The sequence below is a fragment of the Massilimicrobiota sp. An105 genome (genome assembly GCF_002161155.1).
Taxonomy (GTDB): domain Bacteria; phylum Bacillota_I; class Bacilli_A; order Erysipelotrichales; family Coprobacillaceae; genus Allocoprobacillus; species Allocoprobacillus merdigallinarum.
This window is the reverse complement of record NZ_NFLY01000004.1, coordinates 21,074-35,473: the sequence shown is the minus strand read 5'-3', so window position 1 is coordinate 35,473 and position 14,400 is coordinate 21,074. Positions and strand designations below refer to the sequence as shown.

General features: G+C 27.9%; 9 protein-coding genes. 6 read left to right on the top strand and 3 right to left on the bottom strand.

Going from position 1 to position 14,400, the window contains the following annotated elements; all coding sequences use genetic code 11:
• Nucleotides 1-3: 3 nt before the first annotated feature.
• Nucleotides 4-1,116 carry an HNH endonuclease gene (locus tag B5E48_RS01705; RefSeq protein ID WP_087303865.1) on the bottom strand — a complete coding sequence of 371 codons (1,113 nt, stop codon included), beginning with the start codon at nt 1,114-1,116 and terminating at the stop codon, nt 4-6.
• 186 nt (nt 1,117-1,302) lie between these two features.
• Here B5E48_RS01705 and B5E48_RS01700 point away from each other — a divergent pair, with 186 nt between their 5' ends.
• On the top strand, nt 1,303-3,288 hold the full coding sequence (locus B5E48_RS01700) for a UPF0158 family protein (RefSeq protein ID WP_087303864.1): 1,986 nt from the start codon (nt 1,303-1,305) through the stop codon (nt 3,286-3,288).
• A gap of 402 nt (nt 3,289-3,690) precedes the next feature.
• Here B5E48_RS01700 and B5E48_RS01695 read toward each other — a convergent pair whose 3' ends face one another.
• Nucleotides 3,691-4,446, bottom strand: coding sequence for a Fic family protein (locus B5E48_RS01695; RefSeq protein WP_087303863.1), 756 nt, complete (start codon nt 4,444-4,446; stop codon nt 3,691-3,693).
• A 410-nt stretch (nt 4,447-4,856) separates the two neighbouring features.
• Nucleotides 4,857-6,494, bottom strand: a complete 1,638-nt coding sequence (locus B5E48_RS01690) for an AAA family ATPase (protein WP_087303862.1) — start codon at nt 6,492-6,494, stop codon at nt 4,857-4,859.
• A gap of 132 nt (nt 6,495-6,626) precedes the next feature.
• Between B5E48_RS01690 and B5E48_RS01685 the strand changes: the two genes are divergently transcribed.
• The 5 genes from B5E48_RS01685 to B5E48_RS01665 all read left to right on the top strand — a co-directional run bounded on the left by B5E48_RS01685 (nt 6,627) and on the right by B5E48_RS01665 (nt 14,399).
• On the top strand, nt 6,627-9,569 hold the full coding sequence (locus B5E48_RS01685; protein WP_158097243.1) for a TOTE conflict system archaeo-eukaryotic primase domain-containing protein: 2,943 nt from the start codon (nt 6,627-6,629) through the stop codon (nt 9,567-9,569).
• Entirely contained in the window at nt 9,566-10,531 is a 966-nt protein-coding gene (locus tag B5E48_RS01680; protein WP_087297464.1) for a hypothetical protein, read from the top strand. Before B5E48_RS01685 ends, B5E48_RS01680 begins: the two co-directional genes overlap by 4 nt.
• 15 nt (nt 10,532-10,546) lie before the next feature.
• Nucleotides 10,547-11,341 carry a hypothetical protein gene (locus B5E48_RS01675; protein ID WP_087303860.1) on the top strand — a complete coding sequence of 265 codons (795 nt, stop codon included), beginning with the start codon at nt 10,547-10,549 and terminating at the stop codon, nt 11,339-11,341.
• 9 nt (nt 11,342-11,350) lie between these two features.
• A complete protein-coding gene (locus tag B5E48_RS01670; RefSeq protein ID WP_087303859.1) occupies nt 11,351-12,958 on the top strand; it encodes a hypothetical protein in 1,608 nt (535 codons plus the stop codon).
• A gap of 94 nt (nt 12,959-13,052) precedes the next feature.
• The gene (locus B5E48_RS01665; protein WP_087303858.1) at nt 13,053-14,399 is read left to right on the top strand and encodes a Wadjet anti-phage system protein JetA family protein; all 1,347 of its coding nucleotides are present in this window, start codon (nt 13,053-13,055) and stop codon (nt 14,397-14,399) included.
• The last annotated feature ends 1 nt before the right edge of the window (nt 14,400 follow it).

Sequence of the window (14,400 nt, the reverse complement as noted above, 5' to 3'; positions counted from 1 at the left end):
TGCCTATGTTTTTATAAAAACATGTTTATTATGATATTTCATATATTTTTTTTCTTTAGGATTTATATTTATTCTGAGAGTATTATCGATGTTGAAATTATCATATAAATCAGTATTTATTAAATTGGAAATTAATATTTTCCCATCTGTATTAAATGATATATAACCTTTATCGAATAGAGCATCATGTGTAGCACATAGTACTAGCCCATTATTCAAATCATATGCTTCTTGGGCTGTACATTTAGAAAAAGGTTTAATATGGCTAGCTAACAATAAGTCTGGAATGTTTACTTGACATAATTCACATTGACAACGTTTATGCTTCAATAATTTCTTTCTAAAAGCGCCTTGCCCTTTCCTTGCTTTTAAAGTGGTTTGAATATATTTTTCAACGCTTTCTGGATTGCTAGAATCAAAATTTTGTGAAATATTAATTTCTTCATTAACTAATGTTTTTATTGTCATATCACTTATAGTATTATTTTCTATTGAATTTTTCCAATTTAAAGGACAAAAATCACTATCAAATGGATTGATACCATTTTGCAAATCTTCAAGCCAACCTAAATCGATTATTTCTTGAATGAGTGTAAAATTGGCTTTGTAGTTTCGTACGCCATTTGATTCTACAAATTCAAGCCCCAATTCCTTATAGTTTGGTATGCACAAGCCTGCATATTTTAAATCCGAGCTTTTTTCACAATCAGAATCATGATAAAAAAGAAAAATCGGATACTGTTTATAAGGATTATCAGCATTACCAAATAAAAATTTTAAATTTTTGTTACCGTTGTGTTTTGTATCATATATATTTTTACTTTTATAATTATCACCATAATATATAACCCTATTTTCATTGAATATGATTTTATCATTCCAATTATTATGATTAGCTTTCATAATTAAGACAAGATATGCTTTTTTATATGTTCCTTTTATATTTTTGGTTCTCATACCAGAACTATTTGATACTCCCATTAGTTTTGATATTTGATCTCTGCCAGCATTAGGTTGTGAACCGCTTTGATAAATATCTCCAGGAACAAGTTTGATTGGATTATTTTTATAAACATGGGTATATTTTTTTATAAGATTAAAAGAAACTACGTTCATTATATCAACCTCCAAAATTATTATCTCATTTTATTTTTAAGAATTAAAGCATGGATTTTAAGGTTTTATAGATAAGATTCTTAGAAATTTTTGAGAAAATTATTTGAACGATATGTATGTTAAGTATTATGTGATATATTTTATATAAGAAAATAAATTAATTAAAATAAGAAATGAGGAATAATAATGAATATTCAAAATTATTTTGCAAGACATATTTATAATAGAGGTGTTGATATCTACAATAGTGGTGGTGTTTACAATGTTGTTAAAGTGGGAAATGTATATAAAGGAAAGGTATTAGGCAACCATGAGTATGATGTTGAAATAGAAGTTTCTGATCAACTGAAGATTACAGATATGCGTTGTACTTGTCTTTATGCTATGAAAGGTAAAAAATGTAAACATGAAGCTGCATTGCTTATAGAGTTATTTGGTGATCATTCATCTTATGATTATGATTATGACGATTACGATGACGATCATGATTATGAGGATTATGACGATGATTATGATACAAAAGATGATAATTGCAGTGATATGTACCAAGGTCATGAAATTTTAGAACCCTTATCAAAGAAATCAAAAGAAGAATTACTGGATATCATTGGTCAAGCTCTTGAATCATCAGAAACATATCAAACCTTTTTCCATATTATAGAAGATATGCAAAGAGTCAATCATATATATCAAATGATTTATCAATATATATCATCAAATCAAATACCTCTTAGTGAAGATTATGAAAAGATATACACATCAATTCAAAACTTACATCATTTTCATCAAGATCAATATATAACAGATTTAGCTAAAGAAGCGCTCAATCAGCTTCTTCATACATTTTCATCTTTACAATCTTATCAGGAAGATTTCTTTCATCAGATGATTCAACTAATAGATACTTATGCATCTCAAAATGAAAAAACAAGTATTTATTTTGATCTCTGTGTAAAATATAACCAATCTGTGATTTATCAACTTATTGACAAACTTCATCAACAAAACATACCTCTAGATGATCTTTTATCATCCTATCAACAAAAGATAAGTTCTTATCCTATTTCAACTGAAATCTACGATAAATATCTTTATATTTTATATCACTATCAAAGAGAATCATTATCTTCTGTTATAGACACCAATAAAAACAATCTAGTATTTATTAAAGAAGCTATCAATCTTTATATGAATCATCAAGACTATCAAAAAGCCATTGATTTATGTCTCCAACAACTTCAAGAACATCCTCATCAAGATATTTATTTATTACTTCTTGATATTTATAAACAAACAAATCAAAATGAGCAAATCATTGTTCTTGCTACTGAGTTGCTTTATCATCAATATCCTGGACAAATCCAATATTATCAGTTACTTCAACAATCATATTTACCAGAAATATGGGAACACAAGAAAAAAGACATTATCCATGATTTAGAAAAGAACCAAATCAATATAAGTGAAATTTATATACAAGAAAAAATGTATGATGCTTTATTTCAATATTTAGCTAAAAATGATGATATATTTGGTATGAAGAAACATGAAGATATTCTTTTTGAACATTGTTTAGACAACATGATTCAATATTATAGTCGCTATGTGATGAATAGTTTAAGACATACAGGATCAAGAAGTTTCTATCATGAAATGGCTGAGCTTATTCATAAAATCAGTGAATATGATTTTGATAAAGCTTTTGATTTATCAAATCATCTGATATCGTTATATCCTAATAGACCAGCAATGATAGAAGAGATTAGAATATTTAAGGTTAAGTTAAAAGATGTGATTAGAGCTATTGAAATGACTGATCAGGATATAACTTGGTATTATCAAATATCTCAAGGACAATTTATCAATATAGATGATGATACGAATATTGCTAAAAAAATGATTGTGTTGAATTCACCAGATTATATACAATTACCAGATCATTATGATATTCATGAATATCATATTATGGAAATGTTCGCCAATCAATTAAAAGATCAGCATATGAAAAGAGAACTTCAAAAGACATTAAAAGGTAAAGGAGCATTCCGTCGCTTTAAGGATTTCATCTATAAAAATCAATTGAACACTGCATGGCAACAATTCTTATATGAAACTCATAGAGAATTGGCTATTCAATGGTGTCATAAACATAATATAGAGTTTGTAGAATAATCAAATGATTTGAATTTTATGATAATTCTTATTGAAGAAAATAAAATATAGCTTTATAATGACAATGTCATGGATGTCTTCTTATTGTAGCCTTTAAGGCTAGTGCTGCTCCATGATATAAGTTCCCTTATTGTTTTATGGTAGGCTTTTAGCTGAATCCACGTTTCAACAATGATAGGGAACTTTTATTTTATGTTTTGAGTTTTTATTTAGATGAAGCTTTATCTTTAGACGGAGAGAGTTTCATCTTTTTTACATATTCTAATCTAAAGATAACATATTTATTCTAATGAAAATATTATAGGTAATATTTGAAAAAAGAAACAGCCCATGCAATATTGTATGGGCTATTCAAGCTAGATGAAAATTGAGGTAATCTATATTTTCTTCTAGACTTAATTATCATTTCATTTCATTGTTATTCATTATATCATTTAGTTTTATTGCCTTTTTTGGTTGTCGTGTCCATGTCTTTTCCTGCTGTTTGATAATAAAATTCTTGAGTGGCTGTAATTTGAAATCTACATCAAATTTTTCAAGACAATCATAGTATTCTTTCCTATCTTCTTCATATATAATGATAGGGCTGACATTATGAATAAGCAGATAATAATTCATGATTGTTCTTCCAGTTCTTCCATTTGCATCAGCAAATGGATGAATATTTTCAAAACAGGCATGAAGGTAACTTGCCACAGTGAAAACATCTTCTCCTTCATACTCATTTATTTCTTCGAGCAGTTCTTGAAGATCGCTTTCGACATTTTCAGGATAACTTCCTACTTCATATTTACCTGTAATATAATCATGTTTTTTGAATTCTCCTGGTCTTTCATGATTCATATCATAACGATATGAATCATATGTTCCTTTTGAAAGTTCGTAATGAATCTTCTTGATAAGAGGAATACTTAAGGGTACCTTGTCAATAATTTTATCAAGCAAAAAATGATAACAATCTTTTTGATTTTGAATTTCAAAAAGTGTCCTTAAATCTCCAGTGTAATTGGATACTTTCCCTTTTTCAAATATATCTCTTGTATCATGGTAATCTGTGTTTTGATTTTCAATTTTGTTCGAGTGATAAGCAAAAAGTATTTTAAAATCAAGTAATTGAGCTTCAAGTTCATCTTTATTTTTATAGTATATTCTATACATGATATTCACCACCTGAAAATTATTATACAACAATTTTACTAAGAATTTATAGAGAAAGTTGTACTCTTTCAACTATTTTCAATATAAAATATGGGAAATCTGGTTGAAAGGCATTGTAAAAATCTTATTAAGTTCTTTGGATAATAAAAGGACTTCACACATTTAAAGATAAACTAATAGGAAAATTTAATGGTAGAGAATAAACTTCACATAAAGATATTGAAGCTATCAATCATTTGTTTAAATAAAACTTTATAAAATTGATAAAAAATTATAGATATTAAATGAATAACTTGTCTGTATTTTTATTAGTTGAATTAAAAAAAGAATAATTATTATAGAAAGAGTAGACTTAATTATTCAAAAAATAAATTATGGTAATAAGAATAAAAGACAAGCAAATTTGGTTACTATTGCTTGTCTTTGTTTCTCCATGTTATAAAAACATCTTTGCCGCAATGGGCTAATCCAATATAAATAACTTTGCCTGACATATTGGCGTCATAATGATTTTTTTGAATTTGTTGAATAGCTTGATTAGAAAGCTGTTCTATTTTTTCTTTGTTTGTTGAATATTTGAATTCCAATATATAAGAAGGTGATATTGCACTTTTTGCTTTTAGAATAATATCACAACGACCTTTTCCGGCTTCTTTATTACTGATGATTTCATAGTCATGGGATAACCATGCACACATTCCTAGAAACATTACATGATAGCTATTTTCATTTTGCAAATCATGATAAGATGGTAATGTCAATAAAATGTGAGTATAATAATTTTCAAAATCAATTTGATTACCAAACAATAATGCATCGCATAATCCGGATAGATCTGTTGAAGAAATATTGAGATAATAAGAGGTTAATTGCTGAAATTCTTTTTGCACTTCTTGATTTGGAATACGTAAAATATATCTATCAATTTGCAAAGAATTTGTTTTTTCTGTTGTTAAGTATCCTGCATTAACAAATAACCCCCATAGATTAGGAGTATTACTGACTTCAAAAAAACTTGTTTCCATTTGTACGAGTGTTTCAAGTTTTCCTGTTTCAATAAGTTTTTCATATCCTTGCTTAAAAGATGTATCACATTCTTTCATCGCATCTTTAATCATTTTATTAGAGCTTGTATTGACCCAATAAGGTCTTAATTCTTTATTGTCGATATAATTAATAATAGACCAGGGGTTATAAATTTCCATGTTTCCAATATGATAGCCATCATACATAGCTTTGACTTTATCATTCAATGAAAGTCCATAATATTCTAGCATAGCTTTTGTTTCTGTTTCTGTAAATCCGAAATATTGACTATAATGCTGATCTGTAAGAGTGCAAACAGCTGGATTATTTAAATCACTAAAAATATTTTCTTTAGCAACTCTTTGTATGCCTGTCAACATAGCATATTGCAGACTTGGAGAAGTTTTTAAGGCATTATGAAGTAATGAAGCTAAACCGCTTTTGATATCATCATAAAATTCACCGACATGTGCTTCGATAAAAGGTGTATCATATTCATCTATAAAAACCATAACTTTTTGATGGTAATATTTTTCCATCCTTTTCATTAAAAAATCTAATGATTCGCTTATCGTATTTAAGCTATTATCATGAATTAAAGCATCAACAATTCTGTTATAACGACTTTTTTCAAATTGAGACATATTAGAAAATACATGTTCATTTTTTTCATAAATATCTTGTAAAGTTGTTTTTATTGATAAAATAAATTGTTCTTTATGACCTTTAGCATTAGCAAAAGATATAAAGATGGTTGGATATTGATTTATGTATGAAGCATATTCTGTCTGCATAATCTTTGTATTTTTGAATATGTCTTTTGAATTTTTAGTTATGTCAAAAAACTCAGCCATCATAGACATATTAAGAGTTTTACCAAAACGTCTTGGTCGTGTAATTAAGGTTACAGTCGTTTTTCTTTCGAGAAAATCTTTAATCATTAAACTTTTATCTACATTATAATAATTTTCAGATATAAGTTTATGATAATCCATGACTCCAATAGGTAAAGCCTTTTTCATTGTTACACCTTCTTCCTTGTTATAAGTATAACATAAATGCCACTTTATCAAAACAAATTCTTTTCTTTGAATATTATGGAAGTCGATATACAAAATACTTATTGTGTTTTATTTCTTTTAATGAGAAAATATATGGTAGAAAAAGTAAATAATGAGGATATTATCATGGGTAAAATGACGACATTTGAAGACTTAGAAAAAGAAAATATGCAACTCAAAAAAAGAATAGAATATTTAGAAAAGCTTTTAGATAAACATCATATTGTTTATCATCAAATAGAAAAGGAAAATCATTTCATTAATAGTGAAGTCATTACCCCAAGACATGCGATTATATTTTATCGACTTTTTAAAGGGAGAAAAGATGTTTATAGTCAAAGACATATTAATAAAGATGGGAGAGTTGGATATTATCCTCAATGTGAAAACTTTTGGAAAAATGAAATCTGTTTGAAAAAAACAAATAAAAAAATAAAATGTAAAGATTGTCCAAATAAAAAATGGAAAGTGTTAAATCAAAGAGTTGTTATGGAGCATCTTAAAGGAAATGATATCAATGGTAATGATGTCATAGGTATTTATCCTATGTTAGAAGATGAAACTACAAACTTATTGGTATTTGATTTTGATAATCACGAAGTCGGAACAGATGGTGAGAATGTTGATAATAGTTGGAAAGAAGAGGTCAATGCTTTAAGAGAAATTTGTCAATTACATCAAATTGATATTCTTGTAGAAAGATCACGATCAGGTAGAGGGGCTCATCTTTGGATTTTTTTTGAAGAAGCTTTACCTGCTATAACAGCAAGACGTTTTGGTAGAGCGCTATTAAATATAGGTGCTCAATCTATTAATTTAAAAACATTTCAAACATATGATCGTATGATTCCTGCACAAGATCATTTGGCGGATGATGGGTTAGGAAATTTAATTGCCTTACCATTACAGGGCCAGGCTTTGAAAAAACAAAATAGTGCTTTTGTAGATGAAAATTGGAATGTTTATCCCCATCAATGGGAATGTCTTGAAAAAGTTAAAAAACTATCATTGGAATTTGTAGAAGAGAAACTTGAATTATGGAAAGATAAAGATATATTTAGTGAGAATTATGATTATTCGATATCTCAACCATGGATTAAAGAAAATCATTTTCATAAAGATGATGTCAATCATCATGTTGACATCAAATTTGCAAATATGGTTTATATTGATACAAGAAGTTTGAAGCCAAGAATTCAAAATCAAATAAGACGTTTAGCAGCTTTTAGAAATAAAGAATTTTTTAAGAGAAGAGCAATGGGATTATCTGTTAGAGGGATGAATTCATGGATAGAATGCGCAATTGATATAGATTATTGGATTTGTTTGCCTAGGGGATGTTTATCAGTTCTTCAAAATGAATTAGAAAAAAGTCAAATTACATATCATATAGAAGATCTTAGAAATTCGCAAAAGAAAATAGATGTCAATTTTATAGGTCAATTATATGATAATCAACAAAAGGCATGTGAAACATTATTAGAAAATGATATAGGAATTTGTCATGCAACGACTGCGTTTGGCAAAACTGTTGTTGGAACAAACTTGATAGCTCAAAGAAAAGTGAATACACTCATTGTCGTTCATACCAATTTGATTATGAATAACTGGGAAGATGATCTTAACCGTTTTTTAAGTGTTCATGAGAAATTACCAACATACACAACTCCATCAGGGATAAAGAAAACAAGAAAGAGTATTATTGGGAAATTATATAGTAATCATAATTCTGTAACTGGTATTATTGATATTGCTATTGTCAATTCACTCATTACAAAAGGTGAAATCAAAGATTTGGTTAGGAACTATGGGATGATTATTGTAGATGAATGTCATCATAGTGCATCTGCTATGCTGTATGATGTACTCACTGAAGTTCGCGCTAAATATGTTTATGGATTTACTGCAACTCCAAAAAGAGAAGATGGTTTGGAACAAAAAACTTTTATGCAATTAGGACCTATTCGATATCAGTTTACGACCAAGCAAAGATTACAACTTCAAAATGTCAATCATTATATCTTCCCACGTTTTACGAGATTCATAGATTTAGAAAATACAAAAATATCAATAAATGAAATGTATCAAAAATTGATTCATGATCAAGAAAGAAATCAACAAATTCTTACAGATATAAAAGAAGCACTTCAAAATAAACGTACACCATTGATTATTACAAAATTTAAGGAACATGCTCAATATTTATATGAACAATTACAGGGACGAAGTGACCATATTTTTCTGTTGGTTGGGGGTAAAGGTCATAAAACCAACAGACAAATACGTGAAAAACTCAAAAATATTAATAAACAAGAAAGTGTTATCTTAGTAGCAACAGCACAATATGTAGGAGAGGGCTTCAACTTTCCTAGATTAGATACTTTATTTTTAACCGTTCCTGTATCTGTAGAGAGTAACATAGAACAATATTCAGGAAGATTGCATAGAGATTTTGAAGGAAAAAAAGATGTTATTATTTATGATTATATTGATTCACATATAAAAACATTGGAAAAAATGTATCATAAACGTATGAGAACGTACAAAAAGATGGGCTATGAAATATGTACAACATTACATGTCCGTGAAGATGAAATTCAAATGATATATGATAACTCTGATTATCAAAAAATATTTGATAAAGATATAGAATGTGCTAATGAAAGTATTGTGATTTCAAGTCCAGGTTTAAGTCAAAAAAGTGTTAATTATTATTTAAGATTGTTTCAATCTAAGTTAAAAGAAAATATTTCCATAACAATTCTCACTTTAGATTCTAAAAGTTATCCAAAAAATATGATTGAAAAAACGAACATATTGATTCAAAATTTAAAAGAAAATGCTATTCATGTGATTGTTACTTCATCTTTATATGAACATTACGCTATAATTGATAAAGAAATGATCTGGTATGGGAATATGAATTTACTATCAAATGTTAAAGAACAAGATTATATGATGAGAATTTCACACCAGCAATTAGTATATGAATTATTACAAGAAACACAAAAAGTGATGAAAGAAGGAAAAGAATGAAAGTTAAAGAATTAAGAGATTTATTAAAAGATAAAGACATAAAGCTGATTAATGATGCTTTTGTAGAAGTTTACAAAGCTTTACCAAAATCAAAAAAAGAAGAATTAGATAGTGTTATTGAAAGTATTGTGAAAGGTGAAGGTAAGAAAAAAACAGTTAAACAAGAAGAAGTTTCATTAAATGATTTATTTGTTGAAATTCAAGATTTTTTACAGGATGCTTATCATGGCTTTTATATAGCCCCTAATCGTATTGTGCCTAAAAAAGAAAGGCCTAAATGGCGTTATAAAGTCAAAAGATATTTAAAGATTTTATTTGAGGTTTCCTCAGATCATCCTGATTTTTTACAAGTTGTTATATTGATTCGTGAAATTTATAAGGTGTTAAGTTATGGCTGTGGTGTTTATGTTTTTTCAAGTGATGATCCTTTTGCATCAGTTGGTATCGCTCAAGAAGAGTTATATGAAGAATATATAAAACGACAGATGCAATTACCAGTCACAGAAGAGACAATACGAGAGATGGTTACTGGTGCAACACATTGTTATTTGAGTCGTGAATGTTTGCATGAAATGTTATACGGCGTTTTAAACTTTCATATTCAAAAACTGGAATATCGTGATATGGTTAAAGAATATGGTCAAAAATTTATTGAGTCACAGAAAAAGTTTATTGCTTCATTAGAACGTTATGATGATAGACTTTATGAAGCAACTTCATTACTGAATGAAACGAATGATGTTGTTTTCATTTTTCACTATGGTTCCTTTGAAAAGGCTCTTCAATATTATTTTAAAAACAGCTATGAACGTAATCAGGAAGTGACTCTTTATAAAGTTTTGATGTTAACAGAGATATTCTTTTCCAAAAAAGAATGGATTGAAGCTTATGAGTATGGTTTAAAATTAAATATTGAACCTAGACAAAGCTTACAAGATAAATATAAAAAATATAAAGCATAAAAAAGGAGAACGACTATGTCAGAAAGAGAATATATAAGAAGTGCAACAATAGATATCATAACAAATCAAGTTCAAGATCATTTAGATGAAAATACAATGAATATGTATCAAAAAATGTTAGATCAAGGAATGAGTGAAGAAAGAGCGATAGAATTACTTGCCTTTTATATGGAAATGTATATCCAGGAAAATTTTCATTTACAGGAATTTAATAATGAAAAATGGAAAGCGTTTTTAGATAACTTGGAACCCATTTATCATGTGCCAGGTGAATATGAATTTGATGCTCAGGAAGAACGTCGTAATTTAAGACATATTCAAAGAGAATATGGAAAATTAAAATCTGATGTTGAAGAATTGGAAGATGAGCTTTTTGTGATTGAATCTCATTTATTAGTATTACATGCCCTGTATAAGATTGATACATTTGAAGCGAAGAAGATTATACATATTGTCATGAATCGTTTATTAGATTTGAAGAATCATTATACAAGTGATTATACAGATTATACAACTGAAGACATTTTATCTTTAGCAGACGGATTAGAGAAAATGTGTAATCCTTATATCAATCCACAGTTATATGATTATTTATCAAAGTTTGTTGATTTAAAAGATGAATCACAGTTTGATTATATTTTTAAAAATATTTTTCTATGTTTGTCTAGAATATTAGTCAGCATGGATAGATTTGAAAAAGATCTTGGAAAAAATGGCTATTTCCGTTTTATTAGTCAATATATTGATCTTGAGGCTTGTATTGATGATGGGCCAGCATTTATCTTTAACGAAAATACATTAAAAAAGTAAGAGGTTGTTATGGAATATAAAGATTATATGAATCAGATTCAACAAAGATTGAATACAATGAGTGCAGAAGAAAAGAATCAATGGATTTATCAATATGCCAGGGTTCTTGATAAAAGTCAACGTCAAAAAATGTTAAAAAGTTTAAATTTTGAACATTCTCAAATCATCAATTTTCATGAAAAAGACTTTCAACAATTTATCAAGGATGTGAGTGATGGGGAATTAACGATACCTGCAACAGAAGAGGATGATTATTATTATGGCTATGATTCAGAATATATAACGTATTATACAAAAGAATGTGATCTTTTAAATCAATTGAATGATTATATTCAAGATGCTTTTCTATATATCAATAATTGTCAATATCAGCAGGGATTCAATATTCTTCAAAAGCTGCAAGATTTAGAATATGAAACTGTATATGATTATGGGGATATATATGAATTATCTTTTGCAGAGTTATTTGAAAATAACTTGATGGATGTTAGCCTTGAACAATATTCACTTTATTATTTATATGCTGCTTTTCAGCTACATCGAAATATATCTGAAATGTATTCATATTTCAATCAGAGTAAGGTTGAATATGTTCTCAGCGATTTAATGGCTTTTGGACCAGAAGAGATAACACTGAGTGATGATGAATATGATCGATGGATATCATTTTTAGAAAATACGCCAGGAGACTATGCAGCAAAGCTTTTAAGAGATATATGCTTTCTTTATGGAGATATCAATCAATTAACAAAAATGACTTTCGAGATAGGAGCTAAACATCCATCTTTATATCTAGATGTTATTGACTATGATCTTTCTTTACATCAATTAGAACATGCTAAATCTATCGCATCACAGGCTTTCAAGCAGCTAGATGAAGGTTTAACGATACGTTCAAAGATTGCCGAAACACTGATTCCATACTGTCCAGATGATATAGAGTTGTATAAAATATCTTTCTTATCCAATCCTCAGATTAATCATTGTTTGCAATTATATACATTAGATTGTGATATCGCTTTTATAAAAACTGAATTTCAGAAGAAAAACTATGCTATTCGTTTTGAATTTGCAACCCTAGAACAAGAAAAAGCTTCTTTATCTTCTGATCAAAAAGAGATTCTTTTATTTTTCTTAGGAGACTACGAAAATATTCTTGAAAAAGCTGAAAAAGATCAAAATAATCTTGGATGGTCATCAAATTTAAAAGGAATACTTATACCATTATTACTCATGTATCTGAAACCAGAAAAGATGCATTTTGTGGCTGATGATGCAGTTATGGATGATTTAAGGCGTAGTTTAAAAGTAAGTGGAGAAGATTTCTATCAGTTATTTCATATCTGGAAAGAAAAATACATGATAACTGATGAATTCAAAAAGAAATGTATCCAATGGTTAAAAGATGAAATCGAACAAAGAACTGAGGTTATTGTAGGAGGAACTCATCGTCATAGCTATTATGAGGTTGCACAAGAAATTGTTGTTTTATCAGAGATTTTATATCTCAATAAAAACATTACAAGCATGGAAACATTTGTGAAAGACTATATCAAAAAATATTCACGTAAACATGCTTTTAAAACTGAAATGTTAAAATATGCAAAACAAGTATAATGTCTACATTTTGTTTTATAAAACCGTTTGAAAAGAACGGTTTTTTATGTCATTATATGCTATAATATGAATAATTGAGAGAAAGGGAAGATTTATGCATAATTTATTTGATGTGATACCAAATCAATTTTTCTATATTTTTATAGGTGATAATAAGCGTATATTGTCAGATTGTGTCTATTTAGCTTATCAGTCATTTCAAAATGATCTTTCTTTTTCATGTACAAGGGAACAGCTATTAACGATATTTCAGGATTACTTTGAAACACATCTTACTACGATTGACAGTGAAGAAAGTTTGAACAATTCTAGAGATAAGGCTTTGTATGTATTAAAGCGTTTAAAGGATTGTGGATGGATTCATGAAGAGGTTGGTGAAAATTATGAAGTGTTTATCACTTTTGAAGATTATAGTATTCAGATTATGGATTGTTTGTTTCATTTAGAAGATGTAAGAGAAAGTGAAGAATATTCAGGACTTATATATAATATATATACATCATTTCAAAACTTTGATATTCATCGAGGAGATTTGATTTTTGAAACAGCTTATGAAAATACCAAAGATTTAATTCATAAATTAAAAAATTTGAATTCCAATATCAAAAAATATATTCAAAAACTATTAGATGATGGCATAAAAGATGACTTGCAGGCATTATTAAATTCTTTACTGCAGGAATATCAGACAAAAATCATTGATCGTGCCTACTACAATCTGACAACCTATGATAATCCTTCTAAATATCGTCAGAGCATTCTTTCACGTATTCAGGAAGTGATGGATAATCAGGATTATGTCAGTTTGATTATTCATAATATTATGGAAAGAAAAGGTATCGAACATGATCATGCTTATGATTTATTGATGAATCAGAAAGAATATATCATGCAATCTTTTGAACATATTGAGGATATCATGCAGGAAATTGATAGTAAGAATAATAAATTTATTGAATCAGCGATTCATCGTATCACTTTCTTATTGAACAATCAAAATGATATTGAAGGAAAAATCAATAATATCATAAAATCCATTGCCAGTGGAAATGATGTTAATGATTTAGGTAATATCTATATCAATCAGATGATTAATCGTGATTCTTTATATATTCCTCGTCAAATAAGTAAACCAATGAAAACACAAATCGAAGATACTGTCATTTTAGATGAAAAGGAAAAAATGGAATCTATAGAAAGAATCAAAAGATCAGAAAATTATTCTCATAAAAAAATTGAAGAAAAAGTGATGTTATTATTAAAGAATGGACCTTTTAAAGGTTCACAATTACCATTAGAGACACAAAATGATTTGATTTATTTTGTCTTTATTTATCTTTATGGATTTAGCTATCAGACCAAATATCAGGTAGAGCCTTTAAATGAAGAAGTGATAATCAATCATTATCGTTTTCAGGACTTTTTGGTAAAGGAGAGATGAC

Coding starts and splice junctions, on each gene's coding strand:
- B5E48_RS01705 (WP_087303865.1), bottom strand. CDS start 1,116: ATGAACGTAGTTTCTTTTAATCTTATAAAAAAATATACCCATGTTTAT.
- B5E48_RS01700 (WP_087303864.1), top strand. CDS start 1,303: ATGAATATTCAAAATTATTTTGCAAGACATATTTATAATAGAGGTGTT.
- B5E48_RS01695 (WP_087303863.1), bottom strand. CDS start 4,446: ATGTATAGAATATACTATAAAAATAAAGATGAACTTGAAGCTCAATTA.
- B5E48_RS01690 (WP_087303862.1), bottom strand. CDS start 6,494: ATGAAAAAGGCTTTACCTATTGGAGTCATGGATTATCATAAACTTATA.
- B5E48_RS01685 (WP_158097243.1), top strand. CDS start 6,627: ATGGTAGAAAAAGTAAATAATGAGGATATTATCATGGGTAAAATGACG.
- B5E48_RS01680 (WP_087297464.1), top strand. CDS start 9,566: ATGAAAGTTAAAGAATTAAGAGATTTATTAAAAGATAAAGACATAAAG.
- B5E48_RS01675 (WP_087303860.1), top strand. CDS start 10,547: ATGTCAGAAAGAGAATATATAAGAAGTGCAACAATAGATATCATAACA.
- B5E48_RS01670 (WP_087303859.1), top strand. CDS start 11,351: ATGGAATATAAAGATTATATGAATCAGATTCAACAAAGATTGAATACA.
- B5E48_RS01665 (WP_087303858.1), top strand. CDS start 13,053: ATGCATAATTTATTTGATGTGATACCAAATCAATTTTTCTATATTTTT.